Annotated in this window: 17 protein-coding genes; 7 read left to right on the top strand and 10 right to left on the bottom strand. The window is 64.4% G+C overall.

What is annotated here, in order from left to right; translation table 11 throughout:
- Positions 1-41 precede the first annotated feature (41 nt).
- Entirely contained in the window at positions 42-1,919 is a 1,878-nt protein-coding gene (locus K1X11_RS07760; protein WP_221030009.1) for an O-linked N-acetylglucosamine transferase, SPINDLY family protein, read from the bottom strand.
- Positions 1,920-2,055: 136 nt separating this feature from the next.
- On the opposite strand from K1X11_RS07760, the gene K1X11_RS07755 reads away from it, so the two are divergent.
- Together K1X11_RS07755 and K1X11_RS07750 are read left to right on the top strand one after the other, a co-directional pair.
- The gene (locus tag K1X11_RS07755; protein WP_221030010.1) at positions 2,056-2,982 is read left to right on the top strand and encodes an HDOD domain-containing protein; all 927 of its coding nucleotides are present in this window, start codon (positions 2,056-2,058) and stop codon (positions 2,980-2,982) included.
- A gap of 8 nt (positions 2,983-2,990) precedes the next feature.
- Complete coding sequence (locus K1X11_RS07750; protein ID WP_221030011.1) at positions 2,991-4,901, top strand: hybrid sensor histidine kinase/response regulator; 1,911 nt, start codon at positions 2,991-2,993, stop codon at positions 4,899-4,901.
- Positions 4,902-4,957: 56 nt separating this feature from the next.
- On the opposite strand, the gene K1X11_RS07745 is transcribed toward K1X11_RS07750, so the two are convergent.
- From K1X11_RS07745 to K1X11_RS07735, 3 genes are all read right to left on the bottom strand, one after another.
- Entirely contained in the window at positions 4,958-5,416 is a 459-nt protein-coding gene (locus tag K1X11_RS07745; RefSeq protein WP_221030012.1) for a hypothetical protein, read from the bottom strand.
- A 630-nt stretch (positions 5,417-6,046) separates the two neighbouring features.
- Positions 6,047-9,292, bottom strand: a complete 3,246-nt coding sequence (locus K1X11_RS07740; RefSeq protein WP_221030013.1) for a PAS domain S-box protein — start codon at positions 9,290-9,292, stop codon at positions 6,047-6,049.
- 147 nt (positions 9,293-9,439) lie between these two features.
- The gene (locus tag K1X11_RS07735) at positions 9,440-9,934 is read right to left on the bottom strand and encodes a chemotaxis protein CheW (protein ID WP_221030014.1); all 495 of its coding nucleotides are present in this window, start codon (positions 9,932-9,934) and stop codon (positions 9,440-9,442) included.
- Positions 9,935-10,084: 150 nt separating this feature from the next.
- Between K1X11_RS07735 and K1X11_RS07730 the strand changes: the two genes are divergently transcribed.
- Together K1X11_RS07730 and K1X11_RS07725 are read left to right on the top strand one after the other, a co-directional pair.
- Complete coding sequence (locus K1X11_RS07730; RefSeq protein WP_221030015.1) at positions 10,085-12,298, top strand: chemotaxis protein CheA; 2,214 nt, start codon at positions 10,085-10,087, stop codon at positions 12,296-12,298.
- A 121-nt stretch (positions 12,299-12,419) separates the two neighbouring features.
- The gene (locus K1X11_RS07725) at positions 12,420-13,295 is read left to right on the top strand and encodes an HDOD domain-containing protein (RefSeq protein WP_221030016.1); all 876 of its coding nucleotides are present in this window, start codon (positions 12,420-12,422) and stop codon (positions 13,293-13,295) included.
- Between the two features lie 128 nt (positions 13,296-13,423).
- Here the strand turns inward: K1X11_RS07725 and K1X11_RS07720 are convergent, their stop codons facing one another.
- The 6 genes from K1X11_RS07720 to K1X11_RS07695 all read right to left on the bottom strand — a co-directional run bounded on the left by K1X11_RS07720 (position 13,424) and on the right by K1X11_RS07695 (position 19,318).
- Complete coding sequence (locus K1X11_RS07720) at positions 13,424-13,699, bottom strand: hypothetical protein (protein ID WP_221030017.1); 276 nt, start codon at positions 13,697-13,699, stop codon at positions 13,424-13,426.
- A 108-nt stretch (positions 13,700-13,807) separates the two neighbouring features.
- Positions 13,808-15,304 (bottom strand): methyl-accepting chemotaxis protein, encoded by a 1,497-nt coding sequence (locus K1X11_RS07715; protein ID WP_221030018.1) that lies wholly within the window; start codon positions 15,302-15,304, stop codon positions 13,808-13,810.
- Positions 15,305-15,376: 72 nt separating this feature from the next.
- Positions 15,377-15,985 (bottom strand): chemotaxis protein CheD, encoded by a 609-nt coding sequence (locus tag K1X11_RS07710; RefSeq protein ID WP_221030019.1) that lies wholly within the window; start codon positions 15,983-15,985, stop codon positions 15,377-15,379.
- Between the two features lie 8 nt (positions 15,986-15,993).
- Complete coding sequence (locus K1X11_RS07705; protein WP_221030020.1) at positions 15,994-17,280, bottom strand: response regulator; 1,287 nt, start codon at positions 17,278-17,280, stop codon at positions 15,994-15,996.
- Between the two features lie 33 nt (positions 17,281-17,313).
- Positions 17,314-18,453, bottom strand: a complete 1,140-nt coding sequence (locus tag K1X11_RS07700) for a protein-glutamate methylesterase/protein-glutamine glutaminase (RefSeq protein ID WP_221030021.1) — start codon at positions 18,451-18,453, stop codon at positions 17,314-17,316.
- A 43-nt stretch (positions 18,454-18,496) separates the two neighbouring features.
- Positions 18,497-19,318, bottom strand: a complete 822-nt coding sequence (locus K1X11_RS07695) for a CheR family methyltransferase (protein ID WP_221030022.1) — start codon at positions 19,316-19,318, stop codon at positions 18,497-18,499.
- A gap of 251 nt (positions 19,319-19,569) precedes the next feature.
- Between K1X11_RS07695 and flgB the strand changes: the two genes are divergently transcribed.
- The 3 genes from flgB (at position 19,570) to fliE (ending at position 20,829) form a co-directional block, all read left to right on the top strand.
- Complete coding sequence (gene flgB / locus K1X11_RS07690; protein WP_221030023.1) at positions 19,570-19,953, top strand: flagellar basal body rod protein FlgB; 384 nt, start codon at positions 19,570-19,572, stop codon at positions 19,951-19,953.
- A gap of 40 nt (positions 19,954-19,993) precedes the next feature.
- Positions 19,994-20,407: a flagellar basal body rod protein FlgC gene (gene flgC / locus K1X11_RS07685; protein ID WP_221030024.1), complete on the top strand. Its 414-nt coding sequence runs from the start codon at positions 19,994-19,996 to the stop codon at positions 20,405-20,407.
- Between the two features lie 77 nt (positions 20,408-20,484).
- Positions 20,485-20,829, top strand: a complete 345-nt coding sequence (gene fliE / locus K1X11_RS07680; protein ID WP_221030025.1) for a flagellar hook-basal body complex protein FliE — start codon at positions 20,485-20,487, stop codon at positions 20,827-20,829.
- Positions 20,830-20,877: the final 48 nt, after the last annotated feature.

Genomic DNA, 20,877 nt, shown 5'->3' with positions numbered 1-20,877 from the left:
GCGCTGGGGTCGCGAGGAAGCGGGTGGGCCGGGCGACGGGATCAGGCGGCGGCTGGCGTGGAGGCGGGGGGCGCGACTTCGCCATTCCAGCAGGCGATGAGGGCGTCGGCGAAACGGTGGGCCTGGCCGGCGTGGTCGAGCAGCGGTGAGGCTTGCACGGCTGAGCGCAGGGCGCCGTCGTGGAGCGCGCGCAGGGCGGCGGGATCGGCGGCGAGGGCGGCGGCTTGGGCGACGTAGGCGTCGACCGAGTCGGTGATCCACTCGGGATGGTTGATGGCGGAGAGCAGGGAGGCGCCGACGCGGTTGGCGTGGCGCTCACCGACGAGAGTGATGACGGGCCGGCCCATCCAGAGCGCTTCGCAGGTGGTGGTGGTGCCGTGGTAAGGGAGAGGATCGAGGGCGATGTCGATGTGTTCGTAGTCGGCGAGATGGTCGGCGGTATTGTCGCGCATGGGCAGCACCTCGAGGCGGTCGGCGGGGATGCCGGCGGGCTCGGCGGCGGCGAGGGCGGCTTCGCGGGTGAGACCGGGACTCTTGAGCACGAGGCGGGAGCCGGGCACGGCGGCGAGGACGCGGCCCCAGACCTCGAGGGTGCGGGGCGAGACCTTGGCAAAGTTGTTGAAGGAGCCGAAGGTGACGGGTTCACCGCGGGCGCCGGGACCGGGTTGGGTCGCGCCGGCTTCGGGGGGCGGTTGGTAGGCCCAGGCGGTGGTGGCGAAACGCACGCGGGTTTCGTTGGTCTGCTCGTCGTGGTGGTTTTCCGGATCGGTCACGGCGTCGACGAAACGGTAGTCGATGGCGGGCACGCCGGTGGTGTCGGGATAACCGAGGTAGGTGATCTGCACGGGCGCGAGGCGGTGGGCGAACGCGGCGAGGCGATTGCCGCCGGTGTGGCCGCCGAGCTCGACGGCGATGTCGAGGGCGTCGGCGCGGAGCAGCTTCACGAAGTCGGGCGTGGATTGGGAGATGGTCTCGCGCCAAACGTCGACGAGGCCGCGCAGCTCCGCGGAAATCTCGTCGGTGATGCCGTGGTCGTGATAGAGGGTGATGACGAAGCGGCTGCGATCGAGATGGCGGAGCAGCGGCAGCATGAACCACGCGACGGAGTGGCGGCGGAAATCGGCCGAGACCAAACCGATGCGCAGACGGCGACCGATGGAGGAGCGGGCCTCAAGGCGGTTCGGTTTCGGCAGGGCGGCGCGCCAGGCGGCGAGGGCGGCGGTGCGGCCGGCCGGATCGGGTTGATCGAGATACTGTTGGCAGAGCAGGCGGCCGCTGTGGGCGGCGAAGTGGGCGGGCTCGCGGCGGAGATGGGTGGCGTAGTCTTCGAGGGCTTCGGGCAGGCGGTGAAGCTGCTGCAGGGCGATGGCGCGGCCGTAACGGGCGCGTGGATACGCGTGGGCCCCCTTGAGGGCGTGGTTCTGGGCGGAGAGGCCCTGCTCGGGTTGGCCGAGGAGGCAGAATGTCTGGCCGAGGTTATACCAGTGTTGGCCGCAGGTCGGGTCGATCTCGGTGGCTTTCTGGTGGCAAGTGAGGGCTTCGGCGATGGCGCCGCGGGATTTGAGCACCATGCCGAGGTTGTCCCAGGCTTCGGCCATGGGAGGCTCCGCGGTGGTGAGGGTGCGCAGGCGTTTTTCGGCGGCGTCGATGCGACCGGCGGCGCGTTCGGCGAGAGCGAGACGGAGGAGGCAGGTGCGGTCGCGGGGGTTGACGCGGTTGGCGGCGGCGAGGAGGCGCAGGGCCTGGTCGGAGTTGCCTTGTTGCAGGGCCACGAGGCCGCCGAGGTGAAGGGCGTCGAAATTGCGTTGATCCATGCGCAGGACCGCGGAGTAACGGGCGGCGGCGTCATTGAGGCGGCCCGCGCGATGCAAGCGCAGTGCATCCTGGAGCAGTTGGTTCGCGGAGTTGGGTAAGGGCACGGTTACGGCGAGATCGGCACGAAGCGGCGAAAGTTGAGGCCAATTTCTTCGCAAGATTTTGACGCTTTCCATTCAATCGCTGGGCCAGCGAACCGATAGGTCACGTAGCACTCGGTCCAGACGGACCCCTGATCCCATGGTTTCCACAGAATTTACCACTATCCCGCCGGCAACGGGGCCGTATCCGGAAGAAGAGATCCGGAAGCGGTTGGAGGCGTGCCCAAAATTGGCGTCCCTCCAGAGCGTGAACCGGGCCTTGGCGGGTTTGGTCAACTCCGAGCAAAGCTATAATGCCCAAATCGCGGAGATCATCCGGCGCGACCCTTCGCTGACGACGCGACTGCTGCGCATGGTGAACAGCGTGTTTTTCGGCCTCACCGCGAAGGTGAGCAACATCGAGGAGGCGGTCTTTTATCTCGGCGTGCGCCAGATCCGCGAACTTTCGATGGCGACGCCGGTGTTGGAGGAACTCGAACGCATCAGCCCGAGCGGCGTGCATCTCCCGTGGCGCGAGTTGTGGAAACACTCCATCGGCTGCGCGATCATGAGCCGCGAGATTTTGGGTTCGACGTCGATGATGCTCGATGACGACACCGACTACATTGTCGGGCTGTTGCACCACATCGGCAAAGTCGGCATGGCCCTGGCCTTCCCGGCCGAGACCGCATTGGTCACCAAGGCCACCTACGGCACGACCGATGAAGTGGTCGCACGGGAGCAGGAGCTCATTGGCTGGGATCACGCCCAAGTGGGCGCCGCTTATCTGGAACGTCACCGCCTGGCCCCGGAAATCGTGGCGGCGGTGCGCTGGCATCACGACCCGGAGAAAGCCGGCGAGTATGCGCCGTTTGCGGCGTCGGTGCAGTTGGCCGACCTGATGGTGCGCTCGGTCGAGATCGGTAATGGCTTCGAACAACTCGAACCCGTCGAGCCGGGGTCCTGGCGGGACAGCGCCGCGTGGAACATTCTTTTCCAAAACGACACGCGCGAAGCGGAAATGGCGGAGACCTCGACGAAAAACGCCCTGCGCCGCCTGCCGGGCATGCTCAACGGACTGGTGTAACCAACGCGATGAGTGCAGAAGTCACAACCTGTGCGGAGACCCCTCCGATCGATGCCGCGGCCCTGGTCGAGTCATGGGCGGAGAGCTTGGAGCTGGCGGTGGTGTGGGATCGCGATGGACGCATCCTGAGCTGCAACAACGCTTTTGCCCGTAAGTTTGGCGCCCGCGAAGAATGGGTGGGCCGACCCTTCGGCGAGAAGGTGCACCCCGATGATTCGTTGGATTGGCGCAACGGAATCACGCGCATCGACATGCGTCCGTGGCATGTGTCGCGCGAGCACCGCTGGCAGACCGTGCAAGGCTGGCGTTGGATCGCTTGGGAGGAGACGGGCCTGCGTAACGCCGATGGTGAGGTATGGGCGGTGCGTTCCATCGGTCGCGATGTCACCAAACGCCGGCTCGGCGAAGAACATTTTTCCAAACTGGCCAAAGCCATCGATCAGAGCCCGACCGCGGTCGTGCTGTCGACCCCGCAGGGGCAGGTGCAGTATGTGAATCCTCGATACACGGAGATTTCGGGACTCACCCTGGAAGAGATTTTTGAAAAGGAAATCGAGGTGCTCGGGCGCGGTTTCGACGATCCGGGTGCCTATCGTGACGTGCTGGAACAGGTGCGCCGCGGCGGTTCGTGGAGCGGCGAAGTCTGCTCGTGGGGCCGCGACGAGAAGGAGCTGTGGGAGTTTGTGCAGATCACCCCGATCCGAAATCACGCCGATGAGGTGGTGCAGTTCCTCTGCCTGCGCGAGGACATCACGCAGCGCAAGACGCTCGAGCTGCAGCTGCGCCAGGCGCAGAAAATGGAGAGTCTCGGCACGCTCGCCGGCGGTATCGCACACGACTTTAATAACATCATCGCGATCGTGAAGGGTTACACCGAGTTCTGTCTCGGCCGCACCGAAGACGCGTCGTTGCAACGTTACCTGACCGAGATCCACAAGGCCTCGCATCGGGCGGTCGGACTGGTGCGCCAGATCCTCACCTTCTCGCGCAAGGCCGAAGTGAGCACGCGTCCGGTCGATATCAATGCGTTGCTCAACGAGCTCGGACGCCTGTTCTCGGAAACGTTCCCGCGCACGATTGAGTTCCAGTTTGACCTGCAAAAGGACCTGCCGTCGTTGATGGCCGATCCGAATCAGTTGCAGCAGGTGATCATGAACCTGTGCGTGAACGCGCGTGACGCGATGGGCGAAGGTGGCCGCCTGCGGCTGTCGTCCAAGCGGGTGCGAGGGTCACAGATTCTCGATCAGCAGAACATCGACCCCAAGCGCGACTACGTCTGCATCACCATTGCCGACAACGGGCACGGCATGCCGCCGGATGTGAGGGCGCGCATCTTTGAACCGTTCTTCACCACCAAGATGAAGAAGGGCGGCACGGGGCTCGGCCTGTCGGTTGTCTACGGCATCGTGGTGAATCACCAAGGCGCGCTTACGGTGGACAGCACCCCCGGCAAGGGCACGACGTTCCGCGCGTTTTTCCCGATCATTGAAACCAAGAAGGCGGGCAGTTCCGACGCGGAAGGGACCAGTCAACCGGTGCCGCGCGGCACGGAGCATCTGCTTATCGTGGAGGACGAAGAAAGCCTGCGCGAATTGCTGAGCACCGCGATGACCGAGTTGGGTTATACGGTCGAGACGGCTGAACATGGCCTGGCGGCGGCGGAGCGTTTGTTGAACGGCGGAGGGCGTGATCTCGATGCCATCCTGCTCGATCTGAATCTGCCGGGCATGAACGGCATCGAAGTCCTGCGCTCCGTGCGGCGGATTCGTCCGAGCATGCCGGTGATCATCATCTCCGGCAACGTCGGCCGCGAACAACGCGACCAGCTGAATCAACTGGGCGTCGGCGACGTGATCGTGAAACCCTATAGCCTCGCCGACATCGGCCAACGCCTACGATCCGTGCTGGAGCGACGGTGAAAGGCGATGGTGGAGCGGACTCGGGGAAAGGGATTCAAGAATATAAGATTGACCCCTTAGGGGTAGGCTTTCGGCGACAGGATCCAGGATGAAGCCAGGGTGAGCGCGAGATAGACTATCGTGATGGTGGTCTGTAACTGCCGCTTTTTAAGCACCAGAAATCCGACCGGAAGAATGGTCGCAAAACCCATCAGCACGATGTCGATGCTGAGCAGCCCGGTGGAAAAGAGGAGCCGATCCGTGATGATCGCCAGTGCGCCCCAAAAAGACAGTGCGGCGAGGGACCATCGTCCGTCGCTTTGGAACGATTGCGACAGGTCTTTGTCACCGCTTAACTCGGCGTCGGGCAGAACCAACGCGGAGGCGATGAACAAACTGAGCGACAAGCCAACGAGCAGGAGAAAGTCGAACAGGGTCCACGCCCTGCCGTAGTTGGAGAGTTCGATCACGGCCCAGAGATATTGAATCTGCCAGACGAAGATCGAAATGGCCCAAAGGATCGGAATCGGATCCATGCGGGTTCTGGATCGGCAACGAAACAGGGTGATCGCATCGGATGACAGTCGGGTGATGCCGAGGCCCAGAATGAATGACGGCGCAAACCAAATGGAGTTGAAGGTCTAAGATACGGTCTCTGGATCCATGTTGAATCATTGAGTGGCGGTCATGGGTGGAGCGGTAGGGACAGCCCCGCCCGTGGAAGCTGGGCGGGATCGATACCCTGTGTCGAAGCTGGTTCGCGCTGAAGACCCATGCACTTGAGATGCGAGATCAGCGGGTTACGAGCGTTCGACGAACTGACGCGCGAGGGATCTGTTTCGGTCACGGCGGCGAACATTTCCCGAAATGACCTAAAACTCTATGTTTTTCGGGGATTGATCGCGGGACGGGGGGCGGAAGGCTCCGGTTTGGGTTCAGCTTAAGAGGAAAGCCCGCGGAGGGGGGCGCAGAGTCTCGGTTAGGGTGGTGGACGCGGGCGTCCTCGACCGCGTGGCGTTGGAAGGGCGCGTGGTGCGGGTGGCCGAAACCCGGCAAGGCGCTGACGCCGCCCGGGGGGCGGCGTCCACCTTCTGTCGAATTCGGCGGGACTGAGCTTATTTAACGCGCGGTGCGTTTCGCTCGGGATTCCATCCCGCATCCCGTCCTCACGCGGCGTCGGCGTTGGATTCGGGGGGGCCGAGGTAGCGCTTGAGGGCGGCGGCGACGGCGCCTTGGTGGATGGGCTTGGGGATGTAGTCGTTCATGCCGGCTTCCAGACATCGCTCGCGGTCGCCTTGCATGGCGTTGGCCGTCATCGCGACGATGGGGATGTTGTGGTTGCGCACGGCTGACTCCGGTGAACGGATCATGGCGGTCGCTTCGAAACCGTCCATTTCCGGCATCTGGCAGTCCATGAAGACAAGGTCGTAGTCGATTTCCTCGAGCACCTTCACGGCTTCGCGGCCGTTGCCCACGGTGTCCACGTGCGCGCCAAACTTTTTCACCATGGCGCGGGCGACCTTTTGATTCACCGCGTTGTCCTCGACCAGCAGGATGCGGCAGTCGTCGTAGCGTTCGCGCGGACCGGTAAACGGCGCGCGGGTGGTGGCGGTGCCGCTCGAGGTGTCTAGCACCTTGAGCAAGGTCATGAGCGGGTCGCGGCGGATCGGTTTGGGCAGCCGTTCCTTGTAGATGCCGAGCAGCGAGGGATCGACCGGCTGGGTCATGGGGTGCATCCACACGACGCGCAGGTTGGGCTGTTCGCTTTCGATTGGGATTTTGCAGGCGAAGCGCACCAGGTCACTCCCTGGCAGTTCGCTGGAAACGAACAACAGGTCGTAGGGCTGGGCGGTGAGCGCGGCGCGGCGCAGTTCGGCCATGGCGGCCTCGAGGTCGGCGACTTCGTGGTGCCAAAGGACGAGTTGGTCGAGCGTGGCACCGAGATGGCGGCGGGTGGCTTCGCGGGGCTCCACGACGAGGGTGCGGGTGTCGACTTTGGGTGGGGCGGGCAGCGTGGTGCTGGCGAGGGGCAGGTCGGCAGTGAACCAGAAGGTGGCGCCGTCGGCGGCTTCGCTCTCCACGCCGATCTCGCCGCCCATCAGAATCGCAAGCTGGCGACAGATGGCCAGGCCGAGTCCGGTGCCGCCGTATTTGCGCGTGGTGGAGCTATCGATTTGGCTGAAGGGGAGGAAGAGCTGCGATTGGCGATCCTTGGGGATGCCGATGCCGGAGTCGCGCACCGAGAAGCGGACCTTGGGCACGGCGCCCGCCGGCGCGGGGAGCACGAGGTTGGCGGTGACGCGGATGCTGCCCTGGGCGGTGAATTTGACCGCGTTACCGAGCAGGTTGACGAGAATCTGGCGCAGGCGGCCGGGGTCGCCTTTGACCCGCAGCGGGACGGAGGGGTCAACATGGCCAACGATCTCGAGGTTCTTTTCAAGGGCGCGCACGGCGAGGACGTCGACGGCTTCCTCCACGGTGTCGCGCACGTCGAAGTCGATGTGTTCGAGATCGAGACGGCCGGCTTCGATTTTGGAGAAGTCGAGGATGTCGTTGATGACTTGGAGGAGGTTTTCGCCAGAGGTGCGAACGATCTCGAGGTAGGAGCGTTGTTCGGCGTTGAGCTGGGTTTGCAGGAGCAGGCCGGTCATGCCGATGACGCCGTTCATGGGCGTGCGGATCTCGTGCGACATGTTGGCGAGGAAGGCGCTCTTGGCGAGGTTGGCGGCCTTGGCTTGGTTGGCGAGTTCCTTGGAGTGAGCGAAAGCCTCCTGCAGTTGGAGATTGGTGGACTCGAGGTCTTCCTTGGAGCGGTGGAGATTCTCCTCGGTTTGTTTGAGCTCGGTGATGTCGGCGATGTGGCCGTGCCAGAGGGTGGAGCCGTCGGACTCGCGGGACGGGTTGGCGTGCACCAGCAGCCACCGCAGTTGGGAGTTGGGCGGGGTGACGCGGTATTCCTGGCGCCAGGGTTGCAGGGTGCGGGCCGAGGCGTAGATGGCGTCGACCACCATGGCAAAATCCTCCGGGTGCAGGGAGGAGAAGATGGCGGAGGCGTCGTCGACGACCTGCTCGGGCGAGCGGCCGTAGATGTCGCGGATACCTTCGGAGGCGTAGGGCAGGCAGGAGGTGCCGTCGGGGCGCAGCTTAAACTGGAACACCATGCCGGGCACGAGCGAGGCGATCTTGTGCAGGCGTTGGCTGGCCTCGGTGCGGGCGGCGTCGACGTGGCGACGTTCCGTGACGTCGTGGGCCATCGTGATGTGGCCGGTGAAGGTGCCGTGGGCATCGTGCACGGGGTCGATGCGGAGGCGCACCCAATACCCGCCTCCGTCGCGGTGGTAGTTGAGGATTTCCTCCTCCACGCTGGAGCCACTGAGAATGCCCTCTTCGATGCGGCGGCTGGCGGCGGGATCGGTGGCGGGACCGCGCAATAGGTCTACGACCTTGCGGCGGCGCACCTCGTGGGCTTCGAAACCGGTGATGCGAGTGAAGCCTTCGTTGACCCACTCGACTTCGCCGGCGGCGTTGGACATGACCACGGCATTGGTGGTTTTGCTGGCCACGAGGGAGAGGCGGGCGAGTTCGGCCTGGGCTTGGCGACGATCGGTGATGTCCTCGAGGAGGTAGAGAAAATGGGTCACGCCGCCACGGGCGTCGCGCAGGTAGGAAATCTGGGTGTGGGCCCAGAAGGTTTCGTCGAAACGGTTGCGGTGCAGGATGTCGCCGCTCCAGGCCTCGCTGAGGCGCAGGGCGCGGTCGCGCGAGTCGATGATCTCTGCCGGGGTGCCCTCGGCGTGCAGCATGGTGAGCGGACGCCCGATGGCTTCATCCTCCGCGTAGCCGGTGAGGATGGTAAAGGCGGGGTTGACCTGGCTCAGAGTCCCCTCGGCATCGGTGACCACGACGGCGAGCGGCAACTGGGCGATCATGCGCGCGAGCAGGCTGTCCGCGGGCTCGAGGGGGGGAGGGGCGGAGTCGGGCACCTCTGCCGATGGAGCGGGTGACGTCTGGGGCAGGACTTGCAGCAGGGCACCGTCGCAACCACCGAGTGGGCAGTAGCGCCAAAAAAGATCGATGGCCGTATCCGGAATCCGGTGACGGGCGGATGGCGTATTGCGCGCGAGCACGCGCGAGAGGTCTTCGGCGAGCTCGGAATTGGCCGGCCACAGTTCGGTGACCGTATCACCCGCGGCGAGGGTGCGCGGGTCGAGGGCGCTCAGGGATGCGGAGGACGCCTCGCGCCACAGGTCGTTGGTATGGTGCAGTGTGCCGTAGTGGTCGCACCAGCCCGCCGGGTAGGGCAGGGCGTCGAGGAGATGTTTCGCATCGTCTCCCAAGGACACAGGCGCAGGGTCCGGCGGAGCGGGTTCGGCGGCGGTGGAGAGGGCAGACGAGACGGAGGACGGAGACATCGACAGCAGGCGCAACCGCTCAGCCCACCCTGACTAGCAGTCCCGGCGGGTGAGCGGTTGGAGAGAGACGGGGGCGCGGAGGCAGGCCGGACCCCGAGGAGGATAGGAGACGGGAAGGGGGGAGGAGGACGACGGAGGGCGAGCCGATCAGAACATGTTCTGAATCTGGCCCATCTCGTCGCCGCCGACGACACGGTCGATGTCGAGCAGGGTCTTGACCACGCCTTTGACCTTGGCGAGGCCGAGGAGGCAGGAAGTGTCAAGACGGGTGCCAAACTCGGGGGTCGGTTCGATATCGGAGTCGCTGAGGGTGACAACCTCCTCGACGTTATCGACGATGAGGCCCATCTGGTTGGTGCCGCTGGCCATCTGGACTTGGACGACCACGATGCAGGTGCGCTCGGAGACCTCGGCGTTGAGGCCGAACTTGAGGCGCAGGTCGATGACCGGGATGACGCGACCGCGCAGGTTGATGACGCCCTTTACATAGTGCGGCACTTGCGGCACCGGAGTCACTTTTTGCAGGCGGATGATTTCGCGAACTTTCAGGACGGCGATGCCATAGGATTCCTGGTCGAGGAACACGGTCAGGTATTTGCCGGAAAGTTGAGTGGTTTCGAGGGTATCGGTGGCGTTGGACATGAGCACGGGTGTGATGGAGCCTGCATCGACACGGGTGGAGGGGCACTTCAGGAAAAAGTGGGGATATTTGCCGGGAAGATTGGTGGTTAAGTTCTCCGTGGCTGAGCCGAAATCAGTAGCCACTCCCCGTAGCAATTTTTCAACGCGGCCATGCCTATCTCCCAGGAAAACCTTACCGCCATCGACGAAATCAGCAACCGTCTCGCCTCTGAGAGCATTCTCATTCAGGTCGGGAAGGACGATGGCCTCATTCCCATCTACTCGCTCCTTGGTGAGCTCATCGAACTGGCCGGCGACGACAGCGCGTTCCTTGCGCCCGCGCTGGAAGTGCGGAGCGGGCTGGATGCCCTGCTCGATAACGCCATGCCCTTCGACGAGGCCAATGTGTCCAAGGTGAAGCGTCTCATCGACTGGCTTCCCATGGCCGTGTTGACGCGCCGCGCGGAAGACGATCTCCCCACTTGGGATGAGGACGTGCTGGAAGTGCGCGACGGAGGGGTCGAATCTGCGGCCGCCCCGGTCGCGGAAGAGCCGGTCCCCGCCGCGGCTACTGCTGCCGCCGAGCCCGAGGTCGATACTTCGATCGATACCGTGTTGGATCTCAACATGGAGGAGAATGCCGAGCTGTTGGCCGAATTCCACGCCGAGGCGGTGGACCATTTGCAACAGATCGAGGCTGCTTTGCTGGTGCTCGACGAAGAGCCGAAGGATGCCGACGCGATGGCGTCGATGTTCCGTTCCTTCCACACCATCAAAGGCGTATCAGGCTTCCTGAAGCTCACGCCGATGCACACGCTCACTCACGAGGTGGAGTCGCTGCTCGACCTCGCTCGCAACAACGAACTCGATCTCACGCCTTCCATCATCACCGAGATCCTGCGTTCCCGTGACGCCGTGCAGGCGATGGTGCAGCAAATCACGGTCGCGCTCGAGCAGGGAGTCCTGCCGGACGAAGTGATCCCGGTTTCCAATCTCATCGCCTCCGTGAAGCGCGTGGCGGTGCCGCGCGGCACCGAGCCGGCTCCGGTGGCTGCAGCAGCCCCCGCCGCCCCGGCGCCAATTTCCTTTGCCGATGCCGCGGCGGAGCTGGAAGCCGAGCAGGAGGAAGCGGCCGCGCCGGTCGCCGCCAAGAGTGACGCCCCCGCCGCCAAGGCTGCGCCGCGCCGCGCCAATGTGGTGCGTCCGATGGCTGCCACTGCCACGGTGCGCGTGAATACCGAAAAGCTCGACAATCTCATGAACGTCGTGGGCGAGCTGGTGATTGTGCAGAGCCAGTTGATGGAATCCTCCCGCGATCGTGCGGCCGATTCCACCGACGACGGCTCCACCCTCACTCGCAACCTCACCCAACTCGGCCGCATCACCAAGGAGCTGCAGCACACCGCCATGGCGCTGCGCATGGTGCCGGTGAAACCGACCTTCCAGAAGATGGAACGCATCGCCCGCGACCTCTCGCGCGAGTGCGGCAAGAAGGTCTCCTTCCATGTTTCCGGTGAAGACACCGAAATCGATCGCAGTGTCGTTGAAGAGATCGCTGATCCGCTCGTGCACATGGTGCGCAATGCGATGGACCACGGTCTCGAAGATCCGGAGGGCCGCACCGCGGCCGGCAAGGACGTGACCGGCAATGTGTCCCTCAACGCCTACCACCAGGGCAGCAATATGGTGATCGAGCTGACCGACGACGGTCGCGGTCTCGATGCCAACAAGCTCCTGGCGAAGGCCCGCAAGCAGGGCCTCATCGGCGAGAACCACGGCCTCGAGGAACAGGAAATTTACCAGCTCATCTTCCACCCCGGTTTCTCCACCGCCGAAAAGGTCACCGCCGTATCCGGTCGTGGCGTCGGCATGGATGTGGTGAAGCGGAATATCGAGAAGTTGCGCGGCAAGATCGAGATCGAGTCCGAACTCGGGATCGGGTCCACCTTCCGCATCATGTTGCCGCTCACCATGGCCATCATCGACGGCCTCGTGGTGAAGGTGGGCGAAGACCGTTTCATTCTGCCCAGCACTTCGGTGCAGATGGCGCTGCGTCCGAGTCCCGAAATCCTCTCCAAGGTGCAAGGCACCGGCGAAGTGCTCGATCATCGCGGCAAGATTCTGCCCATCACCCGCCTGCACCAGCAGTTTGGCATCCCGGGCGCGATCGAGCAGCCGACCGAAGGCATCATGGTCATCGTCGAGAGTGCCGGCCGCAGTCACGCGCTCCTCGTCGACGAGATGGTCAACAAGCAGGAAGTCGTCATCAAGAGCCTCGGTTCCTTCCTTCAGGGCCTGCGCGGTGTCGCTGGTGGGGCGATCCTCGGTGACGGCAACATCGCACTCATTCTCGATCCGGGCGCGCTCTTTGACGAAGCCGCCTGACCACATGCGTGAAGTCAGAAGTCAGAAGTAAGAAGTTTGAAGTGCGTCCGCGAATCACCCGCATCGCTTCCTCACCTGCATTCTGATTCCTACCTCTGACCGCCAACATCCTACCTCCGAAATGAGCCAGATCCCCTCCCTCGACCAAGTCTGCGAACGGGCGCTCAAACTGCCTTGTTCGCCCTCGCTCATGCCGCGCTTAATCTCCGCGCTCGACGACGAAGAGACCGGTATCGAAGAGATCGGGGCGATCATCCAGTTGGATGCCGCCTTGGCGGGTTCGACCCTGCGTCTGGCCAATTCCGCCTTCTTTGGCGGTGGCGAGCCGGTGGATACGCTCAACAGCGCGCTCATGCGTTTGGGCATCAAGGAAATCTACCGCCTCAGCGCACTCGCGTTGGTAGGCCGTTGGTTCAACCAGGAGATCGCCGGCTATGGTTGGCAACAGGGGGATTTCTGTCGCCTGTCGCTGGTGACCGCGGTCGCCGCGGAGTATCTGGCCGAAACCACTGGCGTCGTGGATCCGGGTAAAGCCTACGCGGCCGGCCTGGTGCACGAGATCGGCAAGATGGCCGTGGCGTATTCATGCGCCGACTACTTTGGCGACATTCGCACGCACCAACGCGAACACGGTGTCGCGTGGGCGGAGTCCGAGCGTGCGATCCTCGGCTATTGCCACATCGAAGCCGGCGCGGAGTTGCTGCGCCGCTGGAATTTTCCGCCCAATCTCATCGCGCCGGTGGAGCACAATCCGCCGAGCCGGGACGTGCCGGAGGAAGACATGCCGTTGGTGATGGTGGTGCATGCCGCCAAATACGTGGCGACGAGCATCGGCGCCGGCGTGGCCGAGGATGGTTTCCTTTTCGATCTTCAGGCAGATCTGCTCGACGAGTGGAATCTCAATGCCGAGGTCCTGGAAAAGGCCTTCCCGATCGTCCTCGAGCGTTCCGAGCGCATGCTGCACGACCGCATGACGACGGGCGAAATCGAGCTCTGAGGCCCGTGGTTAAGGGTTCAAACCGGGAACGTCGCGAAGAATCGCGAAGGGTTTCCGGTCGGAGGGTCTGTAGCCGGGGGCGTTGACCCCGGGTGCGCAGCCGGTTGCCGCTTTCGATCAGCTGGTTTTTACACGCGCTCGACCGGTTTGGCGCGGGCTAGTTTGGTGTCTTCGTCGATGACCTCGGTGGTGCCGGGAGGCGGGGCGTTTTCTGCGCGTGGTTTGGCGCGGAGCTGGCCCCGGCGGAAATGGCGGTTGAGCAGGAAGGCTCCGGTGCCAATGGCACCTACCGCCAGGGCGACGCCGAGCAGCGGCAGCAGCACGGCCACGGCGACGGTGCCCACCACGAGGGCCAGCAGGAGGGCGACGAGGAAGGCGAGTCCACGCACGATCGGAGATCGCACGGGGCGGCCGTTTAAGGAGACATTGATGCCCATGACCGGACATCCTACCGGAAATCGTTCCGGGCGCCACTAGAGAAAGCCGTTTGAATTGGAATCAGCGCGACGGCTTTATGCTGCGACGGTGGTGGGGGCGTAGTTTGCGGCCGTCGCCACCTCGTGGTCGGTGGCGTGGTCCTGGATGCTGGTGGCGCCGATGAGGCGTTCGAGGTTGGCCACACTCTCCCGCAGGGTGCGCACTTCGTGATCCAAGGTGGTGGCGGTGCCGGCGGATTCCTCGGCGACGGCGGCGCTTTGTTGGGTGACGGTGTCCATTTGCGTGACCGCTTGGGTGACGTGTTGGATGCCCTGGCTTTGTTCGCTGGAGGCGTGATCGATGCGGGCGACCAGTGTATCCACTTGTCGGGCACACTCGACGATGCGCTCGAGGGCGCCGCTGACTTCGCGGGAGATGGCGAGACCGTGCCGACTGCGCGTGACCGATTGTTCGATGCGGGCGGCGGTTTCGTGGGCGGACTCGGCGGAGCGGCGGGCGAGGTTGCGCACCTCTTCGGCCACGACGGCGAAGCCGGCCCCGGCCTCGCCGGCGCGGGCGGCTTCGACGGCGGCGTTGAGGGCGAGCAGGTTGGTTTGGGAGGCGATGGCATCGATCGTCTTCACGATGGAGGCAATCTCGTCGGAGGACTGGTGAATGGCTTCCATGGCTTCGAGCATGCGCGTCATGTGCTGGGCCCCGGCGTCGGCGGCGGTGCGCGTGTCGGAGGCATAGCGCTTGGCTTCGCGGGCGCTGTCGGCGTTGCGCTGGGTCATGGTGCTGATCTCCTCCAGCGAGGCGCTGGTCTCTTCGAGCGCGGCGGCCTGGCTACCGGCGTCGTCGGCCAGGGTCTGCGATGATTGCGCGACCTGGCGGGTGGCGGCGGCGGTGCGGTCGGCACTGGCGACGAGCGCGCCGGCGATGCGGCCGAGGCTGCGGTTGAGCCCGCGCACGGAGAGGGTGCTGGCGAGGATGATGGCGACGAAAATGACGGATCCGACGATGACGGTTTGCCACTGCATCAGTCTTACGTCGGCTCGCAGGGCTTCACCGGCGGTGAAGCCGGCATCCATGTTGTGATCGATGAGGCTGGTGACGGCCTCGCGCAATGCGGCATAGGCTTGGGCCACGTCGATATCGAAGGCGTCGGCGGCGTCGGCTGGATCGATGCCGACCTTGGCGTAGAAGTTTTGCGCGGCATCCTGATAGGCTCTCTCGGAGGCGAGGAAGGTCTCGTAACGGGCGCGGTCTGCGTCGGTGCGGATGGAGGCCACGTAGGCGTCGAGCGAGTGTTGGAGCCGGGCATCAACCTCGTCGACCGCAGCGCGCGCGGCCGCTACCTCGCTGTCGTCGTAGGCGAGCAGGACGCGGCCGAGCATGATCTGGCGGTTGGCGGCTTCGACCCCGATGCGACCGGCGTAGGCGGCGCCGGGCAGGTTATTGGTGGCGATCTGGTCGCCGAGGTCGTGGAGCTGGGTGACGCGGTGGAGCGTGACGCCGATACCGACGGCGATGAGCACGCAGAAGGCGGCGATGATCAGGGCAACGCGGTGGCCGAGCGACAGAGATTTCATGAGCGGGCGAGGAGGCAGGATCCGGAGGTCCGAGGGCGGCTCCGGTTGCGTCCGGGCACGCCGGGAAAAGACTCAGCCGAGGCGGTGACGGATTTCGCGCCCCGGGAGTTTGAGGAAGACTTCGCCGGTTGCGATGTTGAGGTGGACGGTGCGATTTACGTTCCCGCCGAGTTCTTCGTAGGAGGCGCGCAGTCCGTAGAGGGACAGGAGCTTGCGGGTGGTGGCGATGTTGCGTTCGCCGATCTTAAATTGGTCGGGGCCGTTCAGCACGCAGGCGCCACCGGCGAGCAGAATGTTCACGCGTTGGCGCTCGGCGCGGATACCACGCAGGGCGTTGAAGAGCATGGGAATGCCGGTGTCGGCAAACATGGCGGGCTTTTTGCCGGCTCGATCCGGGGAAAGGGTGGAGTCGGGCAGCATCAGGTGCAACAGACCGCCGGCGCGGGCCACGGGGTCGAAGACGATCACGCCCACGCAGGAGCCGAGGGCGAAGGTGGACAAGGTGACGTGTTCGACGTTGGACACCGCCATGTCGCCCACGCCCACGACGACGCGTTGGGCGAAGGACTTGCTGTGTGCGCCGGTGGGGGAACCAAAGCTGCCACCGGGCGATGGAGCGGCTTTGGGTTTGGGGGACGCAAAGGCCCCGAAGACATCGTTGATGCTCGCTGAACCGGCCATGGATTAACTCAGTTGTAAACCAGCAGGCGCTGGCTGATGGGGTTCACATTGTGGTGGTTGCGCAGCTTGGTGATCATGGCCTCGTTGAGGGCCTGACCTTCGCTCACGAGGAGCATGCCGTGGGGGCTGTAGAGACCGCTGGCCAAGACCATGCCGGGTTGCAATTCCGAGAGGAGGACCTCGCGCACGACGCGCGGGAGTTGGAAACTTTCGGTGACCTTGAGCACGAGGCGCACGGCCTCGGGGTCGAGGGCGCGACCACTCTCGGCGAGGATAGCCTCGGCGGCTTTGGCTTTGGGCAGGCCGGTCTCAACGAACCAGACCGCGGCGGCGAGGCAGCGGGCGACCCACGGGATGTGTTCGCCGGCGATGCCATCGGGGAAACCGCGGCCGTCGAAACGTTCGTGATGGGCGCGGATGACCTCGCCCACGGCGGGTCGGGCGTCGACAAAGGACGCGAGGGTCTGGCTGTAAACCGGGTGGTGGGAAATGATGTCGCGCTCGCGTTCGGAGAGGCGCTCGGGGTGCTGACGGAAGGCGCGTATCACCTCACGGGATACACCGATGAGGCCCAGGTCGCAGAGCCAGGCGCTGGTGCGCAGCACGTCCTTTTCGTCGCCCTCAAAATGCTCGGTCTGCACCATGAGTTGCACGAGGTCGACGAGGGCGCGGGTGCGGCTGCCGAGGAAGGGGTCGTAGGTCGCGAGGATGCGGCTGCAGAGCTCGAGCGAGTGCTCGTAGCGTTCGGCGAGGTCCTTGTTGGCGGCGTCGAGGTTGCGGTTGGCGGTATCGAGGTCGGTGACCTGGCTGTTGAGGCGCTCGTTGGCGACGGAAAGCTCGGTGTTGAGCCGCTGCGATTCCTGCAGGAGCTGGTAGTTTTGCTCAACGAGTTCGAAGCGCTGGCGGGCGTTGTCGACGGTGGCGATGAGTTCTTCGCGTAGCCACGGTTTGGCGATGAAGCGGAAGATTTCACCGCGGTTGATGGCGGCGACGACGGTGGGCAGGGACAGGACGGCGGTGATGAGCACGCGCGAGGCGTTGGGCTGCATCTCCTTGCAGGCCACGAGGAATTCGAGGCCGGTCATGTCGGGCATCCGGTGGTCGGAAATGATGATGCCGAACTGTTGGTCGCGCACGAGCTCGAGCGCGCGCAGGGGGTGCTGGGCGGTGGCCACGTGGTAGCCCTCGCGCTCCAAGGTCTCGCGCAGGGCGATGAGCGCAGCGGCCTCGTCGTCAACGGCGAGGACGCAGCGACTGAGGTCGGCGGGAGACTTGGTGGTGGCGGAGGCGGACATGGGAAGAAGCAGGTGCGGGAAACGGGGTGGGGATCAGGCCGTGGTCATCGCGGAGGGACGCGCGGTCGGTTGTTCCAGCAAGTTCATGATATGGCGCGGCATATTGGCGAGGCTGACCTGCGCTTCGGAACCGCCCGCTTCCCAGGCGGCGCGAGGCATGCCGTAAACGACGCAGGAGGCTTCGTCCTGCGAAAAGGTGCGGGCGCCGTGTTGGCGCAGGACGTGGAGGCCCTCGGCGCCGTCCTTGCCCATGCCGGTGAGCACGCCTCCCACGGCGTGGCGACCGGCGGTGTCGGCGATGGATTTGAAGAGGACGTCAACGGCGGGGCGTTGGTGCCAGACCATCGGGCCGGAGACAACATGGGCGATGTAGCGGGCGCCGTTCCAGCGGAGGGTGAGGTGGTAGTTGCCGGGGGCGACGAGGGCGAGGCCGGGCGTGAGCACGTCGCCGTCGCGGGCTTCGCGCACTTCGAAACGACAGTTGGCGTTGAGGCGCTCGGCAAAGGCGCGGGAAAAGGTGGGGGGAATGTGCTGCACGATGGCCGTGGGCGGGATGTCGGCCGGGAGGCGGGTGAGCACTTCGCGCAGGGCTTCGGTGCCACCGGTGGAAGCGCCGAGTAGCAGGAGGCGTTTGGGGTTGTGGCGACGGGGATCGGGCACGGCACGCAGGGGCGCGGAGGCGATCGGACGGGCGGAGGGCGTGATCGGGGCGGCCGGTGCGGCGGCCGGCGTCGGGGAAGTGGCTGGTTCGTCTTCGCGCGAGGGCCGGGGCCGGGAGGCGGCGGCGGCGCGGATTTTTTGCACCAGTTGCGGTCCCAGGTCACCGATGGAGTAGGAGCCGTTGGGTTTGCCGAGGACTTCCACGGCGCCGAGGCGCAGGGCTTCGAGGGCGTGGTGGGAACCGCTTTGGGTGAGCGAGCTCATGATCACGACCGGTAGTGGCCGTTGTTGCATCACGATCTTGAGGAAGGTGAGGCCGTCCATGCGCGGCATTTCGAGATCGAGCGTGAGGACGTCGGGGTTCGTCTCGATGATCTTGTCGCGGGCGAAATACGGGTCGATGGCGGTGCCAACGACTTCGATGTCGGGTTCCTTGGACAACACGTCCTGCACGACTCGGCGCACGACAGCGGAGTCATCGACGATGAGAACACGGATGGGGCGTTGGGACATGGTGGTGTTGAACGAGAGGGTGGGGCGACGAGCGGTGGAGGGCTCAGTCGGGTTTGCGGTAGGTCGCCGGGGCGACGGACTTCAGGCTGTGCTGGATGGCGGTGAGGCTCTCCGAGTGGCCGACCATGAGGTAACCCCCGGGCACGAGCAGGCGGGTGAGGCGATTGACGAGTTCCTCCTGAGTGGGGCGATCGAAGTAGATCATCACGTTGCGGCAGAAGATCACGTGGAACGGCTGGGTGTAGGGCACCGAAGCGTCGAGCAGGTTGAGCTGCCGGAAGGTCATGCGCTTTTGCAGGTCGGACTTTATGCAGTATTTGCCGGCCTGCGGGCCAAAGCCCTTGAGGAAGTAGCGGGAAACGAGGCTGCGGTCGATGCGATCGACGACCGAGGCGTCGTAGATCCCCTGGCGGGCGCGCGCGAGGATGCGGTGGGAAATGTCGGTGCCTTCCAGGCGCCAGCCCCATTTGTCACGGGCCTCGAGTTCGGCCAGAGTGATGGCGAGGGAGTAGGGTTCTTCGCCGGAGGAGGCGGCGGCGCTCCAGATGGAGAGGTGGGGCCAGTTGGCCTTGCGCGCGCGGTCACGCAGTTCTGGCCAGGCCCGCTCGCGCAGGAAATCGAAGTGCGCCGGCTCGCGAAAAAAGAAGGTGTGATTGGTCGAAATGACGTCGATCAGGTGCGACAATTCGTCGTTGTTGGACTGGCCCTGCAGGAAGCGGCAGTAGTCCGTGATCGTCGCAATCTTGGTGGCGCGGAGGCGTTTACCCAGTCGCGCGGAAACCAGGGCCTTTTTGTCGGGGCCGAGGTTGATGCGACTGTGGCGATAGACCAAGTCGCGGATGAATTCATAATCCGTATCGAGCATGCGTGATCTGAGGCTACTTCGGCGCAGGCTTGGCGGACTGAAGAGGAAACGAATCCTAGCGTGAAATTGCCATGCGGGGCGGGGGGGAGGAGCGGGGCGGAAATTCTTGCCGCCCCCGTTTGCGCTTAGGGGGATGGGGCCGGTCGCGGAGGCATCGGCGTAAAAGTAAAATTTTTTAAAGCACTGGAGTTCAGATGGTAGAGGTGTCCTGAATTTGGGTTGGCATCACGGCTGCATTCTCGGGCGGAGTCATGATCAGCCCTGTTTCGCAATCCACCAATTTCGCCCTCGCCGCCAAACTCCTTGATGCGGCGGTCATGCGGCAGGAGGCGATTGCCACCAACATCGCGAATGCCGAGACGCCGGGCTACAAACGGGTCGATATCAACCCGGATTTCGCCCGCGAATTGGAGACGCGCATGGGCTCCGGCTCCACCCCCGCCGAGCTTCGCGGTCTGCGGCTGGAACTGAAAACCGACGAGAACGCCCGCACCATGCGCAAGGACGGCAACACCGTCGAAGTGGAGAAGGAGATCCTCGAGATGAACCGCAACACCGTGGCCTACGAGTTCCTCACCGACTACGTGAGCAGCAGCTTCAAGTCCCTCAAATTCGCCATCACCGGCCGCGGCTGATTCCACCGCTGTCCTCACCTAAACCGCCCCTTTCCCTACCATGAACCTAATCTCTGGAGTCGACGTTTCCGCCAGCGCCCTCAACGCGCAGCGCACCCGTCTGGACGTGGTCGCGCAAAACATTGCCAACGCCCACACCACCCGCGGGCCCGACGGCAAGGCCTACCAACGCCAGATCGTCGCCTTTGAGACTGAGCTCATGCATCGCACCCACGGGTCGCCGCTCGCCGGGATCAAGATTGCTGGCATCACCCAGGACCAGACTCCCGGTCAACAGGTCAACGACCCGCAGCATCCCGATGCCAACGCCGAAGGCATGGTCACCATGCCCAACGTCAACCTCGCCTTTGAAATGGTCGACCTCATCACCGCCTCCCGCGCCTACGAGGCCAACCTCTCCGTCGTCCGCAACGCCAAACAGATGGCCATGAAGGCCCTGCAGATCGGGCGATGAAATGGCAGTAAGCTCTAAGCATTAAGCAATAAGCTAAATACCGCCTCCCGCCTAAAGCCCCCCAGCCACTCTTCACCATGTCGCTCATCAGCTCCCTCGGATCCATCGCCGGCAACATCGGTATGCGTCAACCGACGCTCACCCGCATCGACCAGCCGCAGGCTCCGACCCTGCGTCCCTCCGGTCCGGCGAGCCTCCCGGGCGCCGATACCGCCGCTTCCTTCGGCAAGCTGATCGATGCGGTCGAGTCCAAGCAACTCGAGTCCGCCGCCGCCGCCCGCGATGTGATGCTCGGTCGTTCCGACCAGATTCACCAAAGCGTCATCGCCATGCAGGAGGCCTCGGTCTCGCTCAGTCTCATGGTCGAGACCCGCAACAAACTCGTCGAGGGCTACCAGGAACTCATGCGCATGCCGGTCTGATGCGCCGGACCTCCCCTCTATCTGCAGCCGATTTTCTCAATCGTATTA

The sequence above is a fragment of the Actomonas aquatica genome, from assembly GCF_019679435.2.
Classification (GTDB): Bacteria; Verrucomicrobiota; Verrucomicrobiia; order Opitutales; family Opitutaceae; genus Actomonas; species Actomonas aquatica.
This window is presented reverse-complemented; position numbering and strand designations above follow the sequence as displayed.

Bases quoted from the DNA above. Each gene is read 5' to 3' on its own strand.
- fliE (WP_221030025.1), top strand. From the start codon at position 20,485: ATGTCGCTCATCAGCTCCCTCGGATCCATCGCCGGCAACATCGGTATG.
- K1X11_RS07710 (WP_221030019.1), bottom strand. From the start codon at position 15,985: ATGGCCGGTTCAGCGAGCATCAACGATGTCTTCGGGGCCTTTGCGTCC.
- K1X11_RS07755 (WP_221030010.1), top strand. From the start codon at position 2,056: ATGGTTTCCACAGAATTTACCACTATCCCGCCGGCAACGGGGCCGTAT.
- K1X11_RS07740 (WP_221030013.1), bottom strand. From the start codon at position 9,292: ATGTCTCCGTCCTCCGTCTCGTCTGCCCTCTCCACCGCCGCCGAACCC.
- K1X11_RS07735 (WP_221030014.1), bottom strand. From the start codon at position 9,934: ATGTCCAACGCCACCGATACCCTCGAAACCACTCAACTTTCCGGCAAA.
- K1X11_RS07715 (WP_221030018.1), bottom strand. From the start codon at position 15,304: ATGAAATCTCTGTCGCTCGGCCACCGCGTTGCCCTGATCATCGCCGCC.
- K1X11_RS07705 (WP_221030020.1), bottom strand. From the start codon at position 17,280: ATGTCCGCCTCCGCCACCACCAAGTCTCCCGCCGACCTCAGTCGCTGC.
- K1X11_RS07700 (WP_221030021.1), bottom strand. From the start codon at position 18,453: ATGTCCCAACGCCCCATCCGTGTTCTCATCGTCGATGACTCCGCTGTC.
- K1X11_RS07725 (WP_221030016.1), top strand. From the start codon at position 12,420: ATGAGCCAGATCCCCTCCCTCGACCAAGTCTGCGAACGGGCGCTCAAA.
- flgC (WP_221030024.1), top strand. From the start codon at position 19,994: ATGAACCTAATCTCTGGAGTCGACGTTTCCGCCAGCGCCCTCAACGCG.
- K1X11_RS07750 (WP_221030011.1), top strand. From the start codon at position 2,991: ATGAGTGCAGAAGTCACAACCTGTGCGGAGACCCCTCCGATCGATGCC.
- flgB (WP_221030023.1), top strand. From the start codon at position 19,570: ATGATCAGCCCTGTTTCGCAATCCACCAATTTCGCCCTCGCCGCCAAA.
- K1X11_RS07695 (WP_221030022.1), bottom strand. From the start codon at position 19,318: ATGCTCGATACGGATTATGAATTCATCCGCGACTTGGTCTATCGCCAC.
- K1X11_RS07745 (WP_221030012.1), bottom strand. From the start codon at position 5,416: ATGGATCCGATTCCGATCCTTTGGGCCATTTCGATCTTCGTCTGGCAG.
- K1X11_RS07730 (WP_221030015.1), top strand. From the start codon at position 10,085: ATGCCTATCTCCCAGGAAAACCTTACCGCCATCGACGAAATCAGCAAC.